This window comes from Novosphingobium tardum (assembly GCF_042652045.1).
In the GTDB taxonomy this organism is placed as follows: Bacteria; Pseudomonadota; Alphaproteobacteria; order Sphingomonadales; family Sphingomonadaceae; genus Novosphingobium; species Novosphingobium tardum.
In genome coordinates, this window is record NZ_JBHSDR010000003.1 from 116,245 (window position 1) to 138,555 (window position 22,311).

Sequence of the window (22,311 nt, forward strand, 5' to 3'; positions counted from 1 at the left end):
CACGGAGATGGTTCGACCTTGGTGGGTTTTGATGCTGATAGTGTTGTCGGCACCAGCGTTGGCGCAGCAGGTAGGCACCGATGATGCTACGTTTGATGACGGGATCATCGTCACAAGCGCGGACGTACTAACCTGCCCCTACAAGTTCGTGCAGCCAGTCACCGTTTCAGCGACGGAAGATTACGGCGGCGGCAAGGATCGTGCGAAGATATTCGCCAAGCTGCGCAATGAGGCCAAAAAGGTCGCGGCCGACGGGGTCGTGCTAGTGACTAAGGGTGGCTCTCACATGACGGCATTTGCTTGGACCCGGCGTGAATATACTGGCAGAGCGATCCGGTTTGTAGACCGGGCCTGTGCGCCGCACGGTGATTGAGCTTATGATCGGTCATTTGCCAAATGATCCAACGGGTGCAAGAATCCCCTCGGCCGTGAAGGGAGCGAGGCGGCGCTCGCGAGGGAAGGTCCGCTAACTGCGCCCTCGCCCACCAGTTGCCAGCCTTTGAGAAGGTAGCTCAGCCAAAGTGGCGAGAGCTGCTTAACGAGAAAGCTTGTCGATCGCAGCGGCGAGCGTTCGGATCGGGACGACCTGCTAACCACAGTCATGGCTATACGACCGAAGCTGCAAGCTTCTTCTTCATGAGCGCCTGCAACTGGCGACGAAGTCCCTGTCCATCCATGTGAATGTCCACGCCTTCGAAGTTTTCGGCCTTCAGGATTGCACGAATTTCGCTGAGTGACTGGCAATGGTTTCGCGCCAGTTCGAATGCTCGCTCGACGGCCCCGCGCACATTGGTCATCCCGAAACTCCTTGAGGGCTAATGTCAGTTCGCAAGGCCGTTGCCCGGGTCCTTGGGACAACCGTCATCCGTCCAGGGCAATCCCCGGCTGGCTCGGCCACGCCTGACCAGAAATTCCGCGACGGCCAAACCGCCAAGCAGAAAAAAGACGAGCGCCCCTCCGCACATGATCCAGTAATACATGATGGCTCTCTGAAGGGGCGGGAGCACATCCAAGTCTCGCAGTCGCTGGCATGCCGGGCAAAGCGAACGATGGTATCCGTCTACGCGCTTCGCGAAGAGATAGCGAATCCAGGACCCGGAAGTCGCGAAAATCTTCGGATCTCGTCCTTGCGAACGACTTCAAAAAAAAGGCAGCCCCGCCATGGTGGCGAGAGCTGCCTTGAAAGTTGAAAGCTTGTCGCATCTCTGCGGCGAGCCCTCGGGTCGCAGGGACCTGCTAGCCGAGGGCGTGTAAAAAAAATTGTACCGATTCGACAATCGAGGGCGGCATTCCGAGTATCGGAGAGACACGAGCGACGCCTCACTGGACGATGTGGGCGCCGCTCGTTGGATCTAGCCGCGGGGCGAAGCCGACTATCGTAGTTCTACGAATTGAGTTTCTGCATTCTGGTGCTAGCCTTTGGCGTGATCCGGTGTCGGGAAGCGTGCCAGATAAGGTGGCGCCGGGTCACAAGGGCAAACTTAGGTTTAGTAGTGGCTCTGCCGCCGATAGATGTCTCGGTAGTACTTTACCTTTGTGACACGTAGCCCGTTCACTCCTGAACGCTCAATCGCCATGCGCCACATCACAAACTCTTCCAGACTGAGTTTGTAGCGATCCAGGGCCTCATCGATGGTGAGTAGCCCGCCATCCACTGCTGCGACGACCTCAGCCTTCCGACGAATGGTCCACCGCGTCATGCTCGGCTCTGGCAGCGCCTCCAGCGTGAGAATTTCGCCCAAGGGGCCCAAGACGCCTGCCGGAACTATCTTCTGGTTTTCGATCATACGAGGAGCGACCCTTTCGAGGGCCGATAATGTCTTGAAAGGATGATCGAAGGGTAAATCGCACCGTAGGACCTTGGCGTAATTCTGCGCCGTTCAACTGGTCGTCAGCGAATGTGGGGGGCTGATTGCCTGGGACTTGCGGAACGAATGATCGCTTGCCGTTTTCGTGGGGCTGGGCAACCCATGAATCGGACAGGCGGGCATTGCCGCTCAGTGGGCCCGCCTGTCTCGGCTTTATGCCGGCATTGACCGGGCCACTTTCAGGACTTCGAGACTTCAAAAAAAATGCCCGGCGCATGGCCGAGCAAGTTTATGGGCGCAGCTAATCGGTTTAAGCTGCATGGGCCGGGTTAGCGGCGCTCAGAGAAAAGTCAAAATTTAGCCATTTTGAGTGCCATCAATTTGGCGCTCAATCTCGCGCACGGCGCACATGAGCGAGGACTTACAACCCTATCAGTTCCCGTGGACGGGGAACGGTTTGATCACGCCTCGGGTTGCATCTAAGCCGAGCCTACTGCCATGGCTTGCGCAAACCGGCGGGCACCTGTGACAGACGGGTGTCCGCCAATTGCTCGATGCCCGATTCCGCCTATTCGGTGCGCTTCCGAGAACGGTTGCGACGAGGACGATATTTGCGCTCGGGATGTTGGGCGATCCAGTCCGCTCGAATCTTCATTACCGTCAGCGCGAGCAGGGCGAGGAGGATCGCGAAGAGCGGGTACGCGTAGAGCGACGACATGGGAGCCTCGCAAATTCCTCCGGCCGGTAAACGCCTAATCCTGCCATTTGTTGCACAGCTCCCGCAACCCCGGCCCAACCAACTTTATTTATTGAACATTTCAAGCCTGAGTGGCCAAGATGCCTCCGGGATCTTGGGGCGAGTCGAGCGATGTCTGATTGGGCATTGATCACGGTGATATTTGGGACGTTCCTCCTGGGGGCATTCGGCTTTGCTGAGCTGCTGTGCCGCCATTCCAAAGGCCCTCGTATGCTCCCCTGGGCAGACAACGAGCCGCTGCCACCTCGAGAAATTCATGACGAGGACGTTTAGCGGGAAACCGCTGGCTAATCTCCAAACGCGGGTCCCAGACGCACGTCGCGTGATCCACACTCAGCGCACACCATTCGCGCTTGGACGCTGCCAATCTGATAATTCCAGCCTCGCTCCTGACAGCGGACAAGCAACGGCAGGGGTTCAAGGATCGTCACCCGCTTGCAGGACCGGCAATCCGCCCGGATGCGGTACTTGTGGCGGTTGTAATCGGCCAGGCTGTCGAGGCGTTTTGATCCCATCGCTCCCGCTTCCACCGCGCCACTGATTCGGTCAATTGGGTGACGGAACAAAAATTGAACACTGGCGGAATTGCTTGACTTTTTCGGCCTACTGTGCTACTATTGTAATACAGTGGGACAGGGGGTCTCGATGCGTTCGCAAGTTCAGGATTCAACCATCGTTTTCCGCGCAAGCGACATGCTTGCCGTGGCCTTGGCCGACCGTGCCCGCGCCTCGGGCGTAAGCGTCTCCGAATATCTGCGCGGCCTCGTCCGTGAACGCGTCGGGCTCAACTGATGGAAGATAAATCCATCCATGGCCTCGCTGCGCAGGGCGATGTTGAAGCCCTTAATCAGCTTGCAGCGGTTCATTACACCCGCGCCGAAAGCGGGATCGAGCCCGCCGTCATAGCATTGGCGAAGGCCTGCACATTCGCGCGCCTGGCTGCACTGCGGGGTGAGCGCGAAGAGATGATTACGTTCCTCTTCCTGCTCGAACAGCACGCCCACGCACTCCGCGATGTTGGACTGCTCACGATGGCCGATGAAGCGCAGGGCGAGGCAGTCGCGTTGGCGGAGCACATGGCCGACGACGGCGACGAAGAGCTGGGCCGAATGGTGGTGGCGGCAGCGGACATGCTGACGCCGGGAGTTTTCATGGTCGCACGCGACCTCAGGGGATTGGAGATACACTGATGGCGCTTGGCATGTTCGGCGGGATGCGACGCGGGCTCAATGAGATTGTGCCGGGCTCGGCTCCGGTCTCCGCCCAGACCCCGACCCTCACTTATGGCGACCTGCCAATGGCGATCCCAGGCCCTCTCGGTGGGATCGGCGGGGGCAACATTAACCCTGGCGACACGCAGGCGCCGCGCTTGCCCGTCTCGCGCGGAATGTTCGGACGCACCAGGCCATCCGTCCGGCCTGACGATGGATCGGAGCCTGAGTCCGTGCCTCAGCCGCAATTGCCGTCACAGCCTACCATGGGCGATGTGCAGGTCCTTCCCCGGCGCGGCATGGCCCAGCCGTTCGATTATGACGCGGCCATGGCGGCGATGATGCCCAAGCCGCACAAGAAGGACACGCTCAAGACCATTGCCTCGATCCTTGCTCCCGCGCTGATGGGCATGTCGGGCAACCAGGCTGGGGCAAATGCCTTTATCGCCAACATGGCCCAGCGCCGCGACGCCCAGCGCACACAGCGGCTCAACGCGATCAACGCAATCGCCCGCTGGCGGCACGATGACTACGCGCGCCAGCAAGGCGCAGACCTGCGTGCGGCTGCACCGTTCACGATTGGGCGGGACCGCCTGCAATACGATCCGAACAGCGGCGACGTGGCCACGCTCTACGACGGTCAAGAGCCGTTCGAGCAGTATGCGGCGGACATGGGCCTTGAGCCCGGCAGTGACGACTATTTCAACGCAGTGCAGGACTACGTGCTGCGGGCAAACGGGCCGACCGCACTGGCGCATGACCGCACGCTCGACGACTACCGTACTGGCAACCGCTTGAAGATCGAGGGCGTCCGCCAGGGCAACCGAGAAAGCCTGGAAGGCATCCGGCAAAAGAACCGCGTTACGACGCGCGGCGTACCGACCTACCGCGACGCCCACCCGCGCGCAGCGGGCAAGGCTCGCCCAACCGCCACGGGCCCGAATGGTCAGAAGATGGAATATGACGGCTCGGCCTGGGTGCCTGTCCGTTGAGCGACGTTCCCCCGCCCCCGCCCGGCTTTAGTCTGGACGGCCCGCGCAAGTTGCCGCGCGTTCGTTCGGCTATCAGCGACATTCCGCCCCCGCCTGAAGGCTTCAAGCTCGATGGCGACGCGATAGACGGTGACACGCTGTCCACAACCAATGGACCGCACCTGCGGCTTTACGGTGTAGACGCGCCGGAGACGGGACAACAGGGCTGGGACCGGCAGGGGCAGCCGGTGCCTATCGGGGCCAATGCCAAAGCCGCTGTTGACACCATGGTCGATCCGTTCGGCGCGATCGGCAACCTGCGAGGCTACAGCTACGGGCGCCTGGTCGCTCCTGTCACTCAGGGCGGGCAGGACGTGGGCCAGCGCATGGTCCGCGCTGGCAACGCGCTTGCGGAACCGTCCTACATGAAGCGCGAACCTGACCGCGCGCAAAACTACATGGAAGGCGAGCGCCTGGCCCGGGAGAACCGGCTAGGCGTGCATGGCGTCTACGCGCAGACCCCGTCAGACTTCAGGCATAATCCAGACCCTGCACCTACGCGCGAAACCGTGGCCCGGTTCTGGGACACGCCCACGCCGATGGCCGGGCTGCGACCCGAGATCGAGAAGGGCTATCAGGCGCTGCTCCACAGCGGCACGCCTGACCAAATCCTCGCCTACGCGAAGGACAACTATTTCACACTGAACCCGCGCGACGTGGCGGCGTTCGTGAAAGACCGCGACGCCCACAAGAGCGTCGATTACGCGGTGACATACAAGCACACGCCCAAGCCGCTGACCAATCAGGGCGACGGCGCGGTCGGTGCTGCCGTGCGCGGCGTCGGCGACGGCGTCCTGCCCAACCTGCTCGATGAGGCTGGCGCGGTTGTCGATACGCTGGGCGTCACGCCCGACCGCGAGAACGTCTTCAACTCGGACCGGCGCCTTGCCGATATCTGGGCGAACAACCAGCAACAGAACGAGGCGATCACCGGCTATGACGCGCTGGCGCATCCCTACGTGCGAGGCGCGGGTGAGATCGTCGGGGGTCTGGCGCTGCCAATGGGCAAGGTCGAGACGGCTGCCGACCTCGCCAGGTGGGGCGCAGGCTACGGCTTCCTCGGTGGCTTCGGCCAAGGCGACACGTTGCCCGATCGCCTGACCTCTGGCACGGTTGGACTTGGCGAAGGCGTGGCTACCACGGTGCTGGGCACCAAGGCGCTCGAATATGCCGCGCCACGCGTCTCTGGGTGGTTTCGTAAGATGCCGGGCGGTGGTGGCGCTCCTGACGGCTCTGTCGCAATCCCGAACGGCGTTCCGCGTTCACCCGACCGTATAGACGTAGGGCCAATCGATTATCGCCAGCGCCCGGAATTGCGCTCGGCAATCCAGACCTCATATCCCGGCCCGGTTGTCGGCAGGGCCCCCTCGCTCGAAGATGTGCTGCCCGAGGTTCAGTCTTGGGCAGCACGACAGGGCGAGGGGGTCATGCTCCACGGCTCGTCCAATCCCGACATCGACGCTTTCGATCCTTACGCGAAGAGCGGTTACGGCCTTTTCGGCCAAGGGACATACCTGACTGACAACCCCTCGGTCGCGGCGGGCTACAGCAGCAAAGGGCTCAAGCGGGCGGGCGATCTTTCGGGGCGGTCAATCTATGCCGTTGAGCCCAGGGTCACCAATCCTCTGGACATGGACGGGCCTGCGGACGTTGCAGCTTGGTCCAAGGTGGCGGGCGACTATGCCGACTTCACGCCCGGCATGACCAACGAGCAGGCTTATCGGGCGGTCGAAGAGGGTTTGATCAATCACGGTGATATCCCCAAGTGGGAAGGCGCCGAGATAATGTCTGACACTGTGCGCAACCTGGGTCACGACGGAATAACGCACATCGGCGGGGGTCGCTACGGCGACGGACCTTCTCACCGTGTTGTGATTGCGCTGGACCCTGAGCAGACAATCATTCGCGACCGGTTGCCGCTTGGGGAAATGCTCAAAGCGCCGATGCGGGATCGCGACTGGATCGACATTGCCAATGTTCCGCCGCCCCCTCCCGGCTTCAAGCTGGATGCGCAAGCCATGGCGGCCGAACCCGGCCCGGCTGCGACCTCTGACCTGCGTCGCCCAGATTATCTCTTCACAGACAAGCCGACCCGGATGGATGCGCCGCTCACTGAAGCGCAGGTGCGTGCGGCGAGCGAGCGGATTGAACCGCGCGACGTGCTGCCGATTGCATCGAACGAGGTTGGTTCGGTCGAGGAGGCCGCGCGGATTGATGCCGGACGCTATGAGCCTGCCAAGCCGGTCGATGAGGCAAGCACGCTGGCCCGCCGCACGGTGACTGCCGCCAATGGGCGCCCGCTGCCCAAGCGTGGCCCGCTGGACCTTGTGACCTGGCTTCGCGCGAATGGCGGGGTGAAGGATGAAGGCGGTGACCTGACCTCGATGGGGATCGGCAATGCTCCGCGTGATCTGGACTTTGCGCGGGGCGAACAGCGCTTCGGCAAGTTGATCGACAACACGCACGGCATGTCGCTCGACGATGCCGCGTTCAAGGCGTGGGAAGCCGGCTATCTGCCGCAGGGCGACCGGCCCACGATCAACCGCTTTATCGAAGCGCTGGGGGCAACCCACTCAGGGCGCGAGCGGTTCTTCCATCCTGACGATCTGCACGAGGTGGACACCTTCGACGCGACCCGCGCGGACCGCATGGCGTTGGAGGAACAGCTTGCCGACGGCCCGGTCTATAACGATCGCTCGGTGCCTGCCGATGAGTCGCAGCCGTTCCCGCCGCCACAAGCCTATGAAGACTGGCCAAGCGGCGGCCCGGACTTTGCCGGCAATATCCGCCTGGAGAAGCTGGACAGCCCGCAGGATATCAAGCGGGCGCTGACGACGGTGCAGGACCGCGTCGGGTTCGACGCTGCGACCCGTGGGCGCGTGACGCAAGCCGAGACCGAACGACTTGCCAGCGAGTTGGGCATGACGCCTGACGCGCTGCTCTCGCGCCGCAAGGGGCAGGCGCTCAACGCGGAGGAAGCACTGGCCGCACGCCAGATCCTCGCCAAGTCCGCCAATGAGCTCGTCAACATGGCCCGCAAGGTCCAGCAACTTGAAAACCCCGGCGATGATGCGATGGCAGCGTTCCGGCGCGCATGGATGCGCCATGCCGCAATCCAGGAACAGGTGGCCGGCGCGACAGCTGAGGCAGGCCGGGCGCTGCAACAGTTCCGCATGATGGCGGACAGTCGCGCCATCAACAAAGACGTGCTCTCGGCCATGGTCGATCACGGCGGCGGCGCTGAGCGGATCAAGCAGGCTGCCGAGACGTTGCTGGACGCCGTTGAAGCTGGACCCGGTGTGTTCAACACCGTCGCTGACAAGCTGGCCAAGCCGCGCTTCCGCGACAAGATCACCGAAGTCTATATCAACTCACTCCTGAGCGGGCCGCAGACGCACGTGGTCAACACGGTGTCGAACACCCTGACCGCGCTGGGCCAGATTCCAGAACATGCAGTGGCTGCCGGGTTCGGGGGCGTGCGCCGGATGGCCGGACGCGGCGAGGACGCGGTACTGGGCTCGGAGGTCGGGGCGCGAGCGTTTGGCCTACTTCAAGGAATGAAGGAAGGACTCGGACTCTTCGCGCGGTCGCTTCGCACGGGCGAGCCGGTCGATCTCGTCTCCAAGGTGGAAACGCAACAGTTCAAGGCGGTGTCAGGGATCAAGGGCGAGATCGTCCGTCTGCCGACGCGCTTCCTCATGGCCGAAGACGAGTTTTTCAAAGGCGTCGCCCGCCGGATGGAGCTCAACGGGTTGGCGGTGCGCCAAGCCCGCAAGGAAGGTCTGCGCGGGGCTGCTGCCAAGGCGCGGATCGCGGACCTGTCGGCCAACCCGCCCGACGAGATGCTGGCCAAATCGATGGACTATGCGCGCTATCTGACCTTCCAGCGCAAGCTCGGACCGGGTGCGGCCCATGTCGCGGCGATCACACAGGACTGGCCTATCCTGAAGCCGTTCCTGCCGTTCGTGCGCACGCCGACCAACCTGCTCAAGTTTGCCACGGAGCGCTCCCCCGCGGCGCCGATGCTCCGCGAATGGCGCGCGGACTTCAAGGCTGGCGGGGCTCGCCGTGACCTTGCCGTTGCGCGGATGCTGGTCGGGACCGGCGCGGGCATGGCGGTCTATCAGTATGCGCTGGCCGGCCGTATCTCAGGCTCACCGCCAACTGACCCGGCAAAGGCGAAGCTGCTCTACGCTGATGGGTGGCAGCCCTATTCGATCAAGCTGGGCGACAAGTGGTACTCGTACAAACGCCTGGACCCGTTCTCGACGACGCTGGGCGTCGCCGCCGACATGGCACTCCTGCCGCAGGGGATGAGCGAACACCAGTTGAACGAAGGTGCGCCGCTGCTGGTCGCCTCGATCATGGGCAACCTCGCCAGCAAGACATGGCTCTCGGGCCTGTCCGATATCATCGAGGCTCTGGACGATCCGGAGCGCAACGCTGACAAGCTCATTCAACGTTTGGCCGGTGCCGTGGTTGTGCCGTCTGCGGTGGCGCAGATGGCCCGCACGGTCGATCCGGTGGCTCGCGAGACTGATGGCGTAGGCGAGTATATCCAGAGCCGGGTCCCGGGCGTTTCGGACAACCTCTTGCCGCGTCGCGACGTATGGGGGCAGCCCATCACCAATGAAGGCGGCGTCGGCCCCGACATGCTGTCGCCCATCTGGCAGTCCACTCAGAAGAGCGACCCGGTCAACCGGGCATTGCTCGACGCGGGTGTTTCGGTGGGTCTGCCACAGCGCAAGATTGGGGACCGCCAGCTCACGCCCCAGGAATATGACAGCTACCAAGCCAAGGCTGGGGCAATCGCCTACCCTCGCCTCCGCAGCCTCGTGGGCTCGAAGGCATGGTCCGCAATGGACGATGAAACGCGCCAGGACAGCGTCGGGGACGTGATGAAGGGGGCTCGCAAGGCTGCACGCACTAGCCTGTTTGGAAGCGCCAAGGCTCCTGCAAGCACGGCGTCAAAGGCTGTGCCGCCACCTCCGGGCTTCAGCGTCGATGGCGCATCGGGCGGACTCAATCTCTACCGCGATCTGCAAAGCGCGATCCCGGGCGTTCGCTTTACCAGTGGCTTTCGCACGCCCGCCTATCAGGCGGACATGAAGCGGCGCGGCTATCATCCAGCCGACAACAGCGGGCATCTGGACGGTTCGAGCTTCGACATGCTGCCGCCGCCCGGCAAGTCGCTCGGCTGGCTTCGGGGCGCTGTGAAGCAGTTCCAGCCGGATGCGCGACTGCTGAACGAGGGCGATCATCTGCACGCTACGTTCCCCGGCTACTATGGTGCACCGGCCATCGGTGGAGCTAAGGCTGCGGGTCTCCGCAATCCGCTGGCGGGGATGCCGCCACCTCCTCCGGGGTTTAAGATCGATGGCCGCTGATCGAGCTATTGTCCCTATCGTCCCTATTGTCCCTGCGAACGACCGAGACGCGCTGAGCATTGCCGACAGGGTTTGGCTGGGTCTGCCGCTGTCCGATGAGGATCAGCGCGCCATTGATGACGCGGCGGGGATTGATGCCGATTGGGATGAGGATGGAGCGCCCTTCAAGGGCGGTTTTGTCGCTTTAGACCGGGAGCAATGGGATCAAAGGGTATAACTGCGGCAATCGGTCTGATGGCGGTTCGCGCTTTTGGTCTAACCAAAGATCGGAACGAAACCCAATTCAGGTGATTGTTGAATCGTTCACGAAAAGCGCATATAGACTGCGAAGCAACGAGCCGGACAGTAATTAGCTTCCGCACGTTATGAGCCCCGCACCGCTGCCACGGTCGGGGCTCCATTCGTTTGGGGTCCAGCCTGCCAGCCGGACCCCGCCCGTCGTTCACTTTGAACGCGCCAGCTCCAGAACCTTCAGAACCAGAGTGGCAAATGCAATCATGAGCATGAGAATGCCAATGACTGCAGTAAGCAACGAACCTTCGATAATTAGACTCACCGCCTTTCTGCGCGGATGATTTGACCGCAAGGGTCTCCGGGCAAGCGGAATATGACAGGTAACGTGGGGCGCTGCCACCCCACCATCCCCCCACTATAGGCCCGCTTGCGTACAAAATGCCGGGTCGTGCACGCGCGCCGCATGCGCAAGCTCACCAATCGCTCGAGGCGCTTTGCGATCTGGCCGTATGTCGGTCGCTCTATGGGGTCGGTCAAAGCGATCAAATTGAGCACGCGCGCACTAGTAAATCGCTCGACCACAGCATCCCGGCAGCGAAAGCGACCGGCGGAAACCATCTCTCCGCCGAACGTTCTCAACTTGAAGGAGATAGAGAATGTCCGATGACACCAACAACGTAGGCGCACAGGATCGCAGCCGAATCGCGGGCCACCAGGAACACGAAGTTCGCTACTTTGCGGACAAGCACGGGATCACAGTCGAGCAGGCTCAGCAGTTGATCGCCCAGCACGGCAACAACCGGGGGGCATTGGACAACGCCGCTCGACGGATGAAGGGCTAGCCTCATGCCCACTTCGGAAAAGCCGGCGATTGAACGGATCGCGCGAGTGCTCGCCGGCCAGCGCCTTAGCGCAAATGCCGGCGGCGAGGACCCATCAGCTGCTCATGCAGTCGATATGCAGTGGCAAGATTACCGCGACGACGCAGTGGCAGTGCTAAAAACCCTTCGAGAGCCCGACGGCTCCATGGCGGCAGCGGGCGATGTTGCGGTTTGGTCTCGGATGATCGATGCGGCAATTGGCGGGCAAAGGTAACAGCCACAGAAAGCGTTGGGGCCCGCAAAAGGCAACCCATCTCGGAGGATCAGAAGCAGCGCCGCGCTTACCTGGTGCTTACCAGTTGCCTCAAGGCACTATCTATGGAGGGCGTTCGACCTCCGATAAAATCATATAAAATCAATATGGTGAGCCCTGCTGGGTTCGAACCAGCGACCTACTGATTAAAAGTCAGTTGCTCTACCGACTGAGCTAAGGGCCCTACCAAGCCGGTGCCCTAGGGCCGAGGCCGGGGCCGGGTCAAGCGCGAGGCGAGATGGGTCATGCTCAGGCCGGTGTGCGGATCGCGCCAGCGCGGGGCGATCGTGGCGGCGGGCGCGAGGACGAACTCGCGTTTGCGGAACTCGGGATGCGGGATCACCAGGTCGCTCGCGCCCCAGGAGCCGCCGCTCCACGCAACGATATCGCAGTCCAGCGAACGTTCGCTCCATGGCCGGCCCCGGCGGAGCCGGCCGAAATCGTCCTCGATCCGGTTTAGTACGCGCAGCAGCGCCGGGGGATCGAGCGCGGTTTCGATCTCTGCCACCGCGTTGGCGTAGCGCCGCCGCGAAGGGCCGAGCGGAGCGCTTGCGATGACCGGAGAAAGCGCGAGGACGTCCAGACCGGCATCGGCCATGGCGACCGCCGCCGCGCGCAGGACGCGGGGCGGAGCCCCGAAGCGGTTGACGCGCCTGTTCGACCCGAGCGCAACCAGGTAGCGCCAGGCCAAGCGCCTAGATGTCCTCGACCAGCCGGCCGTAAAGCTGCGGGCGGCGATCACGAAAAAAGCCCATGCCGGCCCGGTGGCGAGTTGCAGCGGCAAGATCGAGCGTGGCGACCAGCGCCCCGCTCTCTTCGCTGCCGAAATCCGCCGCAAAATCGCCCCACTGATCGGCGATGAAGCTGTGGCCATAGAACCGCTGGCCATGCTCGGTCCCGATGCGGTTCGCCGCGATCACCGGCATGCAATTCGATGCAGCATGGCCCAGCATGGCCCGGCGCCAGATCCGGCTCGTGTCGAAATCCGGATCGTAGGGCTCCGAACCGATTGCGGTGGGATAGAAGAGCAACTCGGCGCCCATGAGCGCCATCGCCCGCGCGCATTCGGGAAACCACTGGTCCCAGCAGATGCCGACGCCGATCCGCGTGCCCACCACGTCCCACACCTTGAAGCCGGTGTTGCCCGGGCGGAAATAGTACTTCTCCTCGTATCCGGGTCCGTCCGGGATATGCGATTTGCGATACGTGCCGAGCACGTCTCCGCCGGCGTCGATCATCGCCAGCGTGTTGTAGTAATGCTGGCCGTCGCGCTCGAAGAAGCTGGTCGGTATCGCGACGTTGAGCGCCTTTGCCAGCCGACGCATTTCGCGCACCGAGTCGCTCTGGTCGAGCGGGCGGGAAAGCGCGAACAACGCTTCGTCCTCGACCGCGCAGAAGTAGGGGCCGGCGAACAGTTCGGGCGGAAGGACGATCCGGGCACCACGGGCGGCCGCATCCTCGACCAGCGCGGCAACGGCGGCGATGTTCTCGCCCTCGTCGGCGGAATTGAGCTCGAGCTGGAGCGCGGCAACGGTGAGCAGGGTCATGGTTCACGCGGATATTTAAGCGAGGGCGGGAAGTCCACCGATTGCGAGAGCCTGGCGGACAGCGCTGCTTGCAAATGACACGGTGACACTTGCCCCCGCAGTTCCCATATTGCTGCCGACAATCAATCCGGCAGCAGGCGAAGGGCAATCATGGAAACGGCAATTGTGGCAGGCGGATGCTTCTGGTGCACCGAGGCGGTGTTCCGCGACGTCGTGGGCGTGAGCGAAGTCGAGAGCGGCTACATCGGCGGCAATGTGGAAAGTCCGACCTACAAGCAGGTCTGCAGCGGCAACACGGGACACGCCGAGGCGATCCGCATTACCTACGATCCGGCGCAGCTCACCTATGGCGACCTGCTCGACGTGTTCATGGCGACGCACGATCCGACGCAGCTCAATCGCCAGGGCAACGACATCGGGACGCAATATCGCTCGGCGATCTTCCCGCTCGACGATGTTCAGCGCGCCGAAGCCGAGGCTGCGATCGCGCGGGCCGGGGCCGACAGCGCCAAGCCCATCGTGACGACGATCGAGGAAGCGACGCACTGGTATCCGGCCGAAGACTATCACCAGGAATACTGGGAAGGCGAAGGCCAGCGGAACCCTTACTGCCTCGCCGTAATTCCGCCCAAACTCCAGAAGCTGCGCAAGAGTTTCGCCAACCGGATCAAGAACCCGGCAGCAGCCTGACCGGACGGATCAGGCCCGCCAGCGCGCGGCGAAGAATCCATCGAGCCCGCCTGCTTCGCCAAGCATGGCGGGGTCGGTGCGCAGCCATCCTTCGGGAGTTGGAACGATTCCTTCCGGCAGTTCGCCAGCCAGCGCCGGGTCGGGCGCAAGCTGCGTGAAGGCGCGCGCCCGATCCTCCCCTTCGGCCGGCTCAAGCGAGCAGACCGCGTAAACGAGCCGCCCGCCCGCCGCGAGCCACCCGGCGGCGCGGTCGAGAAGCGTGGCCTGGAGCGCGGCCAGTTCCTCGATCTGTCGGCTGCCGATACGGTGCAGCACGTCGGGATGACGGCGGCAGGTGCCGGTCGCGCTGCACGGGGCGTCGATCAGGATCGCATCGAACCTATCGTCGGGCGCCCATTCGAGAGCGTCGGCAATGACGACCTGCGCGGAAAGGTTGGAGCGCGACAGGTTGTCTCGCAGCCGCTCGGCGCGGCGCGACGACTTGTCCAGCGCAGTCACCTGCCAGCCCGCAGCGGCAAGTTGCATGGTCTTGCCCCCCGGCGCGGCGCACAGGTCTAGCGCGCGGCGACCTTCGCCGGGCCCCAGCAGGCGCGCGGGCAAGCTGGCGGCCAGGTCCTGGACCCACCATTCGCCCCGCTCGAAGCCAGCCATTTTTTGAACGGAGCCGCTGCGCGCGATGCGCACATGGCCGGCCATCAGCGATCGGCCGCCCAGCGCCTCGGCCCACCTTTCGGTCTGCGACGGATCACGCAAGGTAATGTCGAGCGGCGGCGGGTCGGCCAGCATGGCCGCGATGGCGGGCACCCTGCGCGGCCACGCCGCTTCCCATCGCGCCGCGACCGCGGGGGGAAGGGTCGGCGCCGCGGGGAGCGCCGCTTCGCGCTTGAGCGACGTGGAAAAAACGCCGTGCGCCAGACGACGCGGGCCACCCGTCAGCAGCGCAAGGCCAGTCGCGAGAACCGCGTGTGGCGGTGTGCCCAGCCTAAGCGCCTGCGCCAGCATCATCCGCAGCACGGTACGAACCTTGGCGTCGTCGGGGAGTGCCTGCGCGGTGGCCGAATCGATCAGCGCATCAAGATCGGCCAACCAGCGCAGAACTTCGCCGGTTATGGCCAGCGCCAGCGCGCGATCCTCGCCGCTTCCGGCATTGCGCAGGACGTTGGGGGCTGCCTGGTCGACCGGCTCGCCCCGGCGCAGGACGGCATCGAGCAGGCGCAGCGCCGCCTGGCGCGCGGCGAGACCGGAGGGATCGGGTGAACGCGACATCGTGAGCGCCTATCGGCGGCGGCGCGAGACAAAGCAATTGCGCGTGTCGCCGCTGCGGACCATCGTGGCGGTCATGACCGAACCTACGCCCCGGGCGACGAAGCGCCCCGCCACGATCAAAAAGCCTGCGCACTGGACCAACGATCCCGCGCCCCAGCCACGCGATCCCGTACGGGGGAAGGATCCCGACGGGCTCGATCCGACGCGCTTCGGCGACTGGGAACGCAACGGGATCGCGGTCGACTTCTAAACGCAGACAGACGGTCTATGCCTGGTCGATGATCCCGGTCGACGGGTGATGCCGGTCGAGATGCTTGCGCACTATCGCAAGGTTCTTGCTGTTCGATCGAAAGAAGAAATCGAAGGCATCGCCGACAAAGGGAATCGCGCCGATCGCGGTGTCGAAGCCCACGTTCCCGGCCATTCGCCAGAGCTGCCATTTCGGCATTCCAAGGTTTCTCGCTTCCCACACGATCCACGCGCCCATCGCCGCGGTGACGAGATCGCCCGCCACCGGGATCAGGCCGGCAATCGCGTCCAGGCCCACGGCGCGGTTCGTGCCGGGAATGGTGAAGGCGCGCTCGAGCAATTGCTCCATCGCCTCGATCCGGCGGCGCACCGCTGCAGGGTCGCGGCCGACGAGGCCCTGGGCCGCGGCAAAGTCGAAAGTCATCCGTTCGGGCCGGACGCGCTCGGAAGGTCCGCGAGCATCGGTGGAGACAGAGGAATCGTTCGCCGGCATCGTGCAAGCCCATCAATCGGCCGCGCGGAACTGGCGGCAATCGTTATCTGGGCGCGAGGGCGAGCGGCAACAAGGGGTGCCAGCCCCAAAGGTCGGGCGAGAAGCCGGTGATGTCTCCTCGCACCAGCGACCAACGCAGCGGGCGAGCGAAGGGGATGAACCCGTTGACCGCGGTAATTTCGGCCTCTGCCTCGGCGAGCAGGGCGGCGCGGCCCTTCTTGTCGGCAGTGGCGCGCGCCTCGGCCACACGGGCATCGCCTTCGGGACTGCATACGGCGCGGGGCGCGGCGCAGCTCAATTGGTTGAGGAACCACGTCGCTCGGCCGTACCGCGCCGTCGCATCGAGCAGTCGCAGGTCGGCAGGCGCATCCTCGCCTACCTTGCGTACCGACAGGCCAATAGCGCTCAGGTCTGCGCGCAGCCGGTCGAAGATGATCGCGCCGCCTGGACTGTCTGGCAGCGCGATCCGCAGCGGCGCGAGCGCATGGCCGCCGCGCGTCCACTGCGACACGCGCTGGGCGGCGATGCGTTGGCGGGAAGGAACGTCCAGTCCCGTCCACCGCTCGCCGATCGTGCCGAGATCGTCCTCGACATCGCTCGACACGATACGGGTGGTGGGAACCCAGCCGGCGATGTTGAACGGATCGAGCAATGCCGCGCGGTCAATCGCCATCGCGATCGCCTCGCGGTTCGCCGGCTCGGCGAAAAACCCGTCGTCGTGCACGAAGAGCAGGCCGAACAGGCCGATGACCGGATCGAGCCGGATCGTCCCCCGCGAAAGTCCGGCGGTCTTGACCAGCGGAAGCGTGTCGGCGCGACCGCCGAGAACCACATCAACCGTGCCGTCATCGAAGGCGGCCACGGCGCGGGCCGCCGGTTCGGCCCTGAGCTGCAACGTGCGAACCCGCTGCTTCCAGTCTTCCTCTGCCTGCATCCCGCGCTTTTCGGGCGCGATGGGAACGAGCTGCACGACACTGCCCTTGCGCTCCAGCGCCATGGGCCCGGCACCCTTGTCCTTGTAGGGCAGCCCAAGCTCCGGCTGGGCAAGCAGGTCGAGCAAGTCGGGGACGGGGCTGGTGAGGCGGATTTCCACGACTCGTCCCGCCATCGCGCGGATTTCGTCGATCTGGTTGAGGTCGAGCGCGAGCGGCGTGCCGCGCAGCGCCCGCAGCGCTCGGCGCAGCGCGGTCGCTGCCGCCTCGCCGGTGATCGGGCTGCCATCGGGCCAATCGCCATTGCGCAGCCGGAAGATGTAGCTTTGCCCGTCGTCGGTGACGATCCAGCGGTCGGCCAGCGCCGGGACGACGCGTCCCTCTTCGTCAAAGCCGACGAGACCCTCGGTCGTCGCGGACCGCAACAGTGCGGCCGAAGGGTTGAGCCGCGGACCCCGCAGGTCAGAAAGCGCATCGCTCGCACCGATCGTCGCGATCCGCACCAGGCTCTCGTCGCGCTTGCTGCACCCGGTCGCTACCGCCACGGCGAAGCCAAGCGCGAGAAGCGGGACGAGGCGGTTGGATGATCGCATCGGTGCCGCTGTAGCAGCACTGGCGGGCAGGGTCAGCGCGGCAGGTCGCCCGGCGACAGAAAAATCCTGCTGAGGAAGAAGCCGCGCGTCAGAGCTTGCGCAAGGGTGCCCGCCGCATCGACTGAGCGGCCCTGACCAGCGTGGGCGATTCGATGCCGACGACGGGAGCCCGCGCCAACTTCGGGTCGATATCCTCGTTGAAGGCGATCCCGCACCGGTTGCCGTGGACCCAGGCTATCTCCCCCTGAACCCAGCCGATGTTGCGCAAGTTCAGTTCGACGAGTGTGCCGCGCACCGGGTTTTCGGCGCCTTCAGCCATCATGCCGCCGGCGGAAAGGTTGCGCACCTTGACCCGCTCGGTCGCGACCGATCCCGAAGATCGCAAATCGGCCATGAGGAACAGGCTGTCCCGACTGATCAGGCGATGATCGATTTCCGCCATTCCATCTTCTTCCAGCGCGCGTGACCCGAGGAAGCGCAATGCCCTTCCTGCTCCGGTGGAGGAATAAACGAAGGCGGCAAATAATTGTTTAACGCACCGGACAGGATAAATCCGGGCTGGCGCGCTCGCCTAGTTGTCGCGCGAGATCTTTTCGCGGCGCTCGTGCGCTTCCTGCGCCTCGACCGTCATCGTCGCGATGGGACGGGCGATGAGCCGGCCAAGCCCGATGGGCTCGCCGCTGACTTCGCAGAAACCGTACTCGCCCTCGTCGATCCGGCGCAGCGCCGCGTCGATCTTGGCGATCAGCTTGCGCTGACGGTCCCGGGTGCGAAGTTCGATCCCCCAATCGGTCTCGCTTGACGCGCGGTCGTTGAGGTCGGCTTCCCGGATCGGACCGTCCTGAAGGGACTGCAGCGTTCCGGCAGATGCCGAAAGGATCGATTTCTTCCATTCGAGGAGAAGACGCCGAAAATATTCGAGCTGCGCCTCGCCCATGTAGGGTTCGTCGTCGGCCGGGACATCCTCGGCAAGCGCGCGCTTCGCCTTTGCAAGTACGTCAATCTCGTCAGCCAGAACCACGGCCATACGGCACTCCACCCAGGTTCAGTCCCCGCGCTCGATCCCGCAAGCGCCTGTCCCGCCCCGATATAACGAGGCGTTCTGGCGGGCCTATAGAGTCCGGCCGAGTCGCGCACAAGCGCATTCGAGACCGCCGATAAGGGCGAAAGGATTAAGGCCAGCCGAACGTCGAGAAAGTGGTGCCGGAACCCGCCCGAAGTGTCGCCATACGGCAACATCTCCGCTGTAGTTCGTCGTTTCATGAAGGCGATCGCAGGCAACTGGAGGGCAGGACGCAGCGGCGTTAACCTTTTGTTGACCCTGATTCGTGAGATTGTCGCAACGGGCAGGCCTCTTGCCGGCCCGCGGGGGATTGGGGCAATGGAACAGGACTTCATCAAAGTCGTCGGCCGGGGGGCTCGTGCCGCTGACGAAAGCAACAGCTCATCCGCAGCCGACATGCTTGTCGCAACGTGCCTGGCGGCAGCCGCGCAGGGTGACGTGACCGCATATTACGACCTTGGCGTCGCTTACTCGACCGGCAGTCACGGGGTGTCCTGCGACCTCATCGAAGCGCACAAGTGGTTCAACCTCGCCGCAGTCAGCGGACACGAGGAAAGCCAGCTCTGCCGCGCCGACATCTCGGAAGAAATGACCGCCCGCGAGATCGCCGAGGCCCAGCGCCGGGCGCGCGAGTGGCTCAACAACGGGGCGCCGCGCCGCGCCGCCTGATCAGCTTGGCGCCGGACCCTTGCGGAACGGCGCCCGCTCGGTGAGGTAGAGTTGATCCGAGGCGACACCGGCGCGTTCGCGCTCGAGAAAGTCGCCGACAGCACGGCGAAAGCCAGCGTCGGCTATCCAGTGCGCCGACCATGTCTGTACCGGTTCATAGCCCCGCGCCAGCTTGTGCTGGCCCTGGGCGCCGGCCTCGACCCGGTCCAGCCCGCGAGCGATCGCCGCGTCGATCGCCTGATAATAGCACAGCTCGAAATGCAGGTAGGGCTTGTCCACCGTGCAGCCCCAGTAGCGGCCGTAAAGCGCATCGCCGCCGATGAAGTTCAAGGCGCCCGCGATCGGCGCTCCCCCGGAAAACGCAAGGACCAGCAGGACCTGATCGCCCATCCGCTCGCCGATCAGGTCGAATGCGGAGCGGGTCAGGTAGGGCCGCCCCCATTTGCGCGAACCGGTGTCCTGGTAGAATTCCCAGAACGCGTCCCAATGCTCTGGGCGTATCTCCGCGCCCGAGAACCCGCGAATCTCGACGCCTTCCTGCGCCGCTGCGCGTTCCTTGCGGATCGCCTTGCGCTTGCGCGATGAAAGCGCACCGAGAAAATCGTCGAAGCTGGCATAACCGCGGTTGCACCAATGGAACTGGATGTCGCTGCGGATCAGCCATCCGGCATCCTCGAACAACGGCAATTGTTCTGGCTCAATGAATGTCGCGTGGGCCGAGGACAGGCCGTTCATCGCGCAAAGCTGTTCGGCAGCGCGCAGCAACGGACCAGCCAGAAGCGGATCGCGCGTCAGCGCGCGCGGTCCGGTTGCGGGGGTGAAGGGCGCGGCGATCTGCAGTTTGGGATAATAGTCGCCGCCTGCGCGCTGCCAGGCATCGGCCCAGCTATGGTCGAAGACGTATTCGCCCTGGCTGTGCGACTTGAGATAGGCGGGCAGCGCCGCCGCCAGCGATCCGTCTGCGGCTTCGATCACGATCGGCGCCGGGGTCCACCCGCTGCGCCCGCCGACACTGCCCGAATCCTCGAGCAGCGAGAGGAACGCGTGGCTGACGAACGGATTCGTGCCGTCGGTGAGTGCATCCCACTCGGCGGCGGAAAACTGTCCGACGCTGCCGCCAATCCGTGCAGTGATCGTCGTCTCGCTCACCTTATACCCGCCCCTTCCGCAATCGGAGCGTCGGCGTGGAGCGCCGCGCGCGCCGCCAGTTCCGGGCTGCGAACGGTCCAGGTGAGCAGCGGCAGGCCCCGCTTGCGCTGCGCGGCGGCGAACCGGCTCGGCAGGTCGCGCACATCATAAGCCAGGAAATCGGGCCGCGCCGCCCAGAGCGAAAGCTGACGCCGCAGGCGGCCCGCCCGGCCCCGGTGACCTTCCTCAGTAACGACCAGCCCGCGAACGATGTGCGCGTTGTGTCGGGCGAACCAGGCGCAGACGCGCGGATCGAAGCTCATCACCGCCACCGGGCCGCGATACCCTTCGAGTGCGCTGCGAACAGCGAGGCAAAGCGGGGCGAACCGCACGTCGCGGCGCGACTTTATCTCGATCAGCAGGGGAACGCGTCCGCCGACCAAGTCTAGCAGCTGTGGCAGGGTGAAGATCGTGTCCGCGCTTTTGCCCAGGCGGAGCGAACCAAGCTCTTCGGCACTCTTTTCGACCACCGGTCCGGTCGCGGCGGTCAGGCGTTCGAGGGTCCAGTCATGAAACACCATCGCCTGCCCGTCGGCGCTGCGCTGGACGTCGCATTCGATCCCTAACCCGCGGGCAATTGCGTCGGCGAAGGCGGTGGGGCTGTTCTCTATCGGCCCTTCGCCGCCCACGCCGTGGAGGCCGCGATGCGCGAATGTCGCCGAGCGCAGCCAGCCCACGCGTTCCGGCGAAGGCGCCGGCGCCCGCCAGCGATCAAGCGGGCCGAACGGCGACAATCGCATCGACCTCGACCGCCGCGCCCAGCGGCAGAACGGGAACGCCGACCGCGCTGCGGGCATGGCGACCGGCCTCGCCAAACAGGGCGACCATCAGCTCCGAGGCGCCGTTGGCAACCTTGGGCTGGTCGGTGAAATCGGCTGTCGAACTGATGAAGGCGCCCAGCTTCACGATCCGCTCCACGCGGTCGAGCGAGCCGCCCAGCGCGGCCTTGACCTGCGCCACCAGCATCAGCGCGCAGGCCCGTGCCGCATCCGCACCCTTTTCGAGGGTAACGTCCTCGCCCAGCCGACCCCGCACCAGCTTGCCGTCGATGAACGGTAGTTGCCCCGAGATGTGCAGAAGCCCGCCGGCCTCGACCGCCGGAACATAGGCCGCCACCGGCGCGGCGGGTTCTGGCAGGGTCAGGCCGAGCTCGGCCAGCTTCGCGGTAACGGTATCGGTCAAGCGGCGTCTCCCCGGACGGTTGCTTTGGTTTCCAGACGCTCCAGCAGCCACGGCAGCGCGCGGTCCCAGTCATCGATCCTGGCGTGGGCATGGCCCGCTTCGTGCGCACAGGCGATGTGCGGGGCGAGCAGCGGCTCGCCGCAAAGGTGAAGCCGCGTCACGTGAGGCGCGGTGTCCTTCACCGAACCGTGGTGCTGCGGCAGGTCGTCAATGAACAGCGCTGCGGATGGATTGTATTCGTCGAGAATGGCCTGCAGCGCCGGCCCCTTCGGACCCTGGTTGGTGAACACGCGCGCTTCGATCCCCGCGGCGCGAAGCTGCTGGGTGCGGCTTTCCTGGCGGTGATCGTTGAGGTTCGTCAGCACCACCACGTCGGCATGGCGGCGCAGCTCGGCCACCGCCTGCACTGCGCCGGCAATCGGATCCTGGCGATGCATCTCGGTGTCGAAGAAGGCGTTGAGAAGCTTCCAGATCTGCGCCGGTTCGACCAGCGTTCCGCCTTCGCGATAACGCAGGGCATTGCTGAAGTCGGCGCCTTCCATCGAAAAGTCGATGCCGTGCGCCTCGCCCAGCCAATCGCGAAACGGGGCGACCATGTGCAGCAGCACTTCGTCGCAATCGGTGATGACCAGCGGGCGGCTCATGCGGGAATACTCTCTCGGGCTTGGGCGAAAGCCTGGGGCGGAACGTCGAGTTCCTCGGCTGCCGCGACGAGGTCGGCCTCGTTGCCCAGCAGGAAGTCGAGCACCGCAGCGTGCGTGGGCGCCTCCATCAGCGATCCGCGCAGCTCGTCCGGGGTCAGCCCGGTCAGCGCGAGAAGCCGATCGGCGCGGCGTTCATCGGCCAGCACCCAGCCGAGCGCGAAAAGCGCCAGCGC

26 protein-coding genes and 1 tRNA gene are annotated in these 22,311 nt (G+C 64.6%); 11 read left to right on the plus strand and 16 right to left on the minus strand.

Going from position 1 to position 22,311, the window contains the following annotated elements; translation table 11 throughout:
• The first annotated feature begins 7 nt into the window (after nucleotides 1–7).
• Entirely contained in the window at nucleotides 8–373 is a 366-nt protein-coding gene (locus ACFO0A_RS00665) for a hypothetical protein (protein WP_379537055.1), read from the plus strand.
• A 232-nt stretch (nucleotides 374–605) separates the two neighbouring features.
• Here ACFO0A_RS00665 and ACFO0A_RS00670 read toward each other — a convergent pair whose 3' ends face one another.
• The 3 genes from ACFO0A_RS00670 to ACFO0A_RS00680 all read right to left on the minus strand — a co-directional run bounded on the left by ACFO0A_RS00670 (nucleotide 606) and on the right by ACFO0A_RS00680 (nucleotide 2,526).
• Nucleotides 606–797 carry a hypothetical protein gene (locus tag ACFO0A_RS00670; protein ID WP_379537056.1) on the minus strand — a complete coding sequence of 64 codons (192 nt, stop codon included), beginning with the start codon at nucleotides 795–797 and terminating at the stop codon, nucleotides 606–608.
• A 690-nt stretch (nucleotides 798–1,487) separates the two neighbouring features.
• The gene (gene sciP, locus ACFO0A_RS00675; RefSeq protein WP_379537057.1) at nucleotides 1,488–1,787 is read right to left on the minus strand and encodes a CtrA inhibitor SciP; all 300 of its coding nucleotides are present in this window, start codon (nucleotides 1,785–1,787) and stop codon (nucleotides 1,488–1,490) included.
• A 589-nt stretch (nucleotides 1,788–2,376) separates the two neighbouring features.
• On the minus strand, nucleotides 2,377–2,526 hold the full coding sequence (locus ACFO0A_RS00680; protein WP_379537058.1) for a hypothetical protein: 150 nt from the start codon (nucleotides 2,524–2,526) through the stop codon (nucleotides 2,377–2,379).
• A 684-nt stretch (nucleotides 2,527–3,210) separates the two neighbouring features.
• Between ACFO0A_RS00680 and ACFO0A_RS00685 the strand changes: the two genes are divergently transcribed.
• The 7 genes from ACFO0A_RS00685 (at nucleotide 3,211) to ACFO0A_RS00715 (ending at nucleotide 11,523) form a co-directional block, all read left to right on the plus strand.
• Nucleotides 3,211–3,357: a hypothetical protein gene (locus ACFO0A_RS00685; RefSeq protein WP_379537059.1), complete on the plus strand. Its 147-nt coding sequence runs from the start codon at nucleotides 3,211–3,213 to the stop codon at nucleotides 3,355–3,357.
• Nucleotides 3,357–3,755, plus strand: a complete 399-nt coding sequence (locus ACFO0A_RS00690; RefSeq protein WP_379537060.1) for a hypothetical protein — start codon at nucleotides 3,357–3,359, stop codon at nucleotides 3,753–3,755. The genes ACFO0A_RS00685 and ACFO0A_RS00690 overlap by 1 nt, the downstream gene beginning before the upstream one ends.
• A gap of 287 nt (nucleotides 3,756–4,042) precedes the next feature.
• On the plus strand, nucleotides 4,043–4,768 hold the full coding sequence (locus tag ACFO0A_RS00695; RefSeq protein WP_379537061.1) for a hypothetical protein: 726 nt from the start codon (nucleotides 4,043–4,045) through the stop codon (nucleotides 4,766–4,768).
• Nucleotides 4,765–10,194, plus strand: coding sequence for a thermonuclease family protein (locus tag ACFO0A_RS00700; protein WP_379537062.1), 5,430 nt, complete (start codon nucleotides 4,765–4,767; stop codon nucleotides 10,192–10,194). Before ACFO0A_RS00695 ends, ACFO0A_RS00700 begins: the two co-directional genes overlap by 4 nt.
• Complete coding sequence (locus tag ACFO0A_RS00705) at nucleotides 10,184–10,411, plus strand: hypothetical protein (protein WP_379537063.1); 228 nt, start codon at nucleotides 10,184–10,186, stop codon at nucleotides 10,409–10,411. Before ACFO0A_RS00700 ends, ACFO0A_RS00705 begins: the two co-directional genes overlap by 11 nt.
• Before the next feature lie 673 nt (nucleotides 10,412–11,084).
• The gene (locus ACFO0A_RS00710; RefSeq protein WP_379537064.1) at nucleotides 11,085–11,270 is read left to right on the plus strand and encodes a DUF3606 domain-containing protein; all 186 of its coding nucleotides are present in this window, start codon (nucleotides 11,085–11,087) and stop codon (nucleotides 11,268–11,270) included.
• A gap of 4 nt (nucleotides 11,271–11,274) precedes the next feature.
• Entirely contained in the window at nucleotides 11,275–11,523 is a 249-nt protein-coding gene (locus tag ACFO0A_RS00715; protein WP_379537065.1) for a hypothetical protein, read from the plus strand.
• Between the two features lie 147 nt (nucleotides 11,524–11,670).
• On the opposite strand, the gene ACFO0A_RS00720 is transcribed toward ACFO0A_RS00715, so the two are convergent.
• The 3 genes from ACFO0A_RS00720 to aguB all read right to left on the minus strand — a co-directional run bounded on the left by ACFO0A_RS00720 (nucleotide 11,671) and on the right by aguB (nucleotide 13,109).
• Nucleotides 11,671–11,746, minus strand: a tRNA-Lys gene (locus tag ACFO0A_RS00720).
• Between the two features lie 15 nt (nucleotides 11,747–11,761).
• The gene (gene folK / locus ACFO0A_RS00725; protein ID WP_379537066.1) at nucleotides 11,762–12,253 is read right to left on the minus strand and encodes a 2-amino-4-hydroxy-6-hydroxymethyldihydropteridine diphosphokinase; all 492 of its coding nucleotides are present in this window, start codon (nucleotides 12,251–12,253) and stop codon (nucleotides 11,762–11,764) included.
• 4 nt (nucleotides 12,254–12,257) lie between these two features.
• The gene (gene aguB, locus ACFO0A_RS00730) at nucleotides 12,258–13,109 is read right to left on the minus strand and encodes an N-carbamoylputrescine amidase (protein WP_379537067.1); all 852 of its coding nucleotides are present in this window, start codon (nucleotides 13,107–13,109) and stop codon (nucleotides 12,258–12,260) included.
• A gap of 150 nt (nucleotides 13,110–13,259) precedes the next feature.
• Here aguB and msrA point away from each other — a divergent pair, with 150 nt between their 5' ends.
• Entirely contained in the window at nucleotides 13,260–13,799 is a 540-nt protein-coding gene (gene msrA / locus ACFO0A_RS00735) for a peptide-methionine (S)-S-oxide reductase MsrA (protein WP_379537068.1), read from the plus strand.
• Nucleotides 13,800–13,808: 9 nt separating this feature from the next.
• Here the strand turns inward: msrA and ACFO0A_RS00740 are convergent, their stop codons facing one another.
• On the minus strand, nucleotides 13,809–15,065 hold the full coding sequence (locus tag ACFO0A_RS00740) for an RsmB/NOP family class I SAM-dependent RNA methyltransferase (protein WP_379537069.1): 1,257 nt from the start codon (nucleotides 15,063–15,065) through the stop codon (nucleotides 13,809–13,811).
• A gap of 73 nt (nucleotides 15,066–15,138) precedes the next feature.
• On the opposite strand from ACFO0A_RS00740, the gene ACFO0A_RS00745 reads away from it, so the two are divergent.
• Entirely contained in the window at nucleotides 15,139–15,315 is a 177-nt protein-coding gene (locus ACFO0A_RS00745) for a DUF1674 domain-containing protein (protein ID WP_379537070.1), read from the plus strand.
• Between the two features lie 15 nt (nucleotides 15,316–15,330).
• Here ACFO0A_RS00745 and ACFO0A_RS00750 read toward each other — a convergent pair whose 3' ends face one another.
• From ACFO0A_RS00750 to dksA, 4 genes are all read right to left on the minus strand, one after another.
• Nucleotides 15,331–15,738 (minus strand): DUF4112 domain-containing protein, encoded by a 408-nt coding sequence (locus tag ACFO0A_RS00750; protein ID WP_379538129.1) that lies wholly within the window; start codon nucleotides 15,736–15,738, stop codon nucleotides 15,331–15,333.
• Nucleotides 15,739–15,850: 112 nt separating this feature from the next.
• On the minus strand, nucleotides 15,851–17,332 hold the full coding sequence (locus tag ACFO0A_RS00755; protein WP_379537071.1) for an ABC transporter substrate-binding protein: 1,482 nt from the start codon (nucleotides 17,330–17,332) through the stop codon (nucleotides 15,851–15,853).
• Nucleotides 17,333–17,420: 88 nt separating this feature from the next.
• Nucleotides 17,421–17,774: a PilZ domain-containing protein gene (locus tag ACFO0A_RS00760; protein ID WP_379537072.1), complete on the minus strand. Its 354-nt coding sequence runs from the start codon at nucleotides 17,772–17,774 to the stop codon at nucleotides 17,421–17,423.
• A 129-nt stretch (nucleotides 17,775–17,903) separates the two neighbouring features.
• Nucleotides 17,904–18,359, minus strand: a complete 456-nt coding sequence (gene dksA / locus ACFO0A_RS00765) for an RNA polymerase-binding protein DksA (RefSeq protein WP_379537073.1) — start codon at nucleotides 18,357–18,359, stop codon at nucleotides 17,904–17,906.
• A 354-nt stretch (nucleotides 18,360–18,713) separates the two neighbouring features.
• On the opposite strand from dksA, the gene ACFO0A_RS00770 reads away from it, so the two are divergent.
• Nucleotides 18,714–19,064 (plus strand): SEL1-like repeat protein, encoded by a 351-nt coding sequence (locus tag ACFO0A_RS00770; protein ID WP_379537074.1) that lies wholly within the window; start codon nucleotides 18,714–18,716, stop codon nucleotides 19,062–19,064.
• On the opposite strand, the gene ACFO0A_RS00775 is transcribed toward ACFO0A_RS00770, so the two are convergent.
• Genes ACFO0A_RS00775 through ACFO0A_RS00795 form a run of 5 tightly spaced genes read right to left on the minus strand, consistent with a single transcriptional unit; the run spans nucleotide 19,065 to nucleotide 22,284 of the window.
• Entirely contained in the window at nucleotides 19,065–20,213 is a 1,149-nt protein-coding gene (locus ACFO0A_RS00775; RefSeq protein ID WP_379537075.1) for a GNAT family N-acetyltransferase, read from the minus strand.
• The gene (locus ACFO0A_RS00780) at nucleotides 20,210–20,992 is read right to left on the minus strand and encodes a glycerophosphodiester phosphodiesterase family protein (RefSeq protein WP_379537076.1); all 783 of its coding nucleotides are present in this window, start codon (nucleotides 20,990–20,992) and stop codon (nucleotides 20,210–20,212) included. Before ACFO0A_RS00780 ends, ACFO0A_RS00775 begins: the two co-directional genes overlap by 4 nt.
• Nucleotides 20,964–21,434 carry a RidA family protein gene (locus ACFO0A_RS00785; protein WP_379537077.1) on the minus strand — a complete coding sequence of 157 codons (471 nt, stop codon included), beginning with the start codon at nucleotides 21,432–21,434 and terminating at the stop codon, nucleotides 20,964–20,966. Before ACFO0A_RS00785 ends, ACFO0A_RS00780 begins: the two co-directional genes overlap by 29 nt.
• Nucleotides 21,431–22,078 (minus strand): HAD family hydrolase, encoded by a 648-nt coding sequence (locus ACFO0A_RS00790; RefSeq protein WP_379537078.1) that lies wholly within the window; start codon nucleotides 22,076–22,078, stop codon nucleotides 21,431–21,433. The genes ACFO0A_RS00785 and ACFO0A_RS00790 overlap by 4 nt, the downstream gene beginning before the upstream one ends.
• Entirely contained in the window at nucleotides 22,075–22,284 is a 210-nt protein-coding gene (locus tag ACFO0A_RS00795) for a DUF3572 family protein (protein ID WP_379537079.1), read from the minus strand. The genes ACFO0A_RS00790 and ACFO0A_RS00795 overlap by 4 nt, the downstream gene beginning before the upstream one ends.
• Nucleotides 22,285–22,311 lie beyond the last annotated feature (27 nt).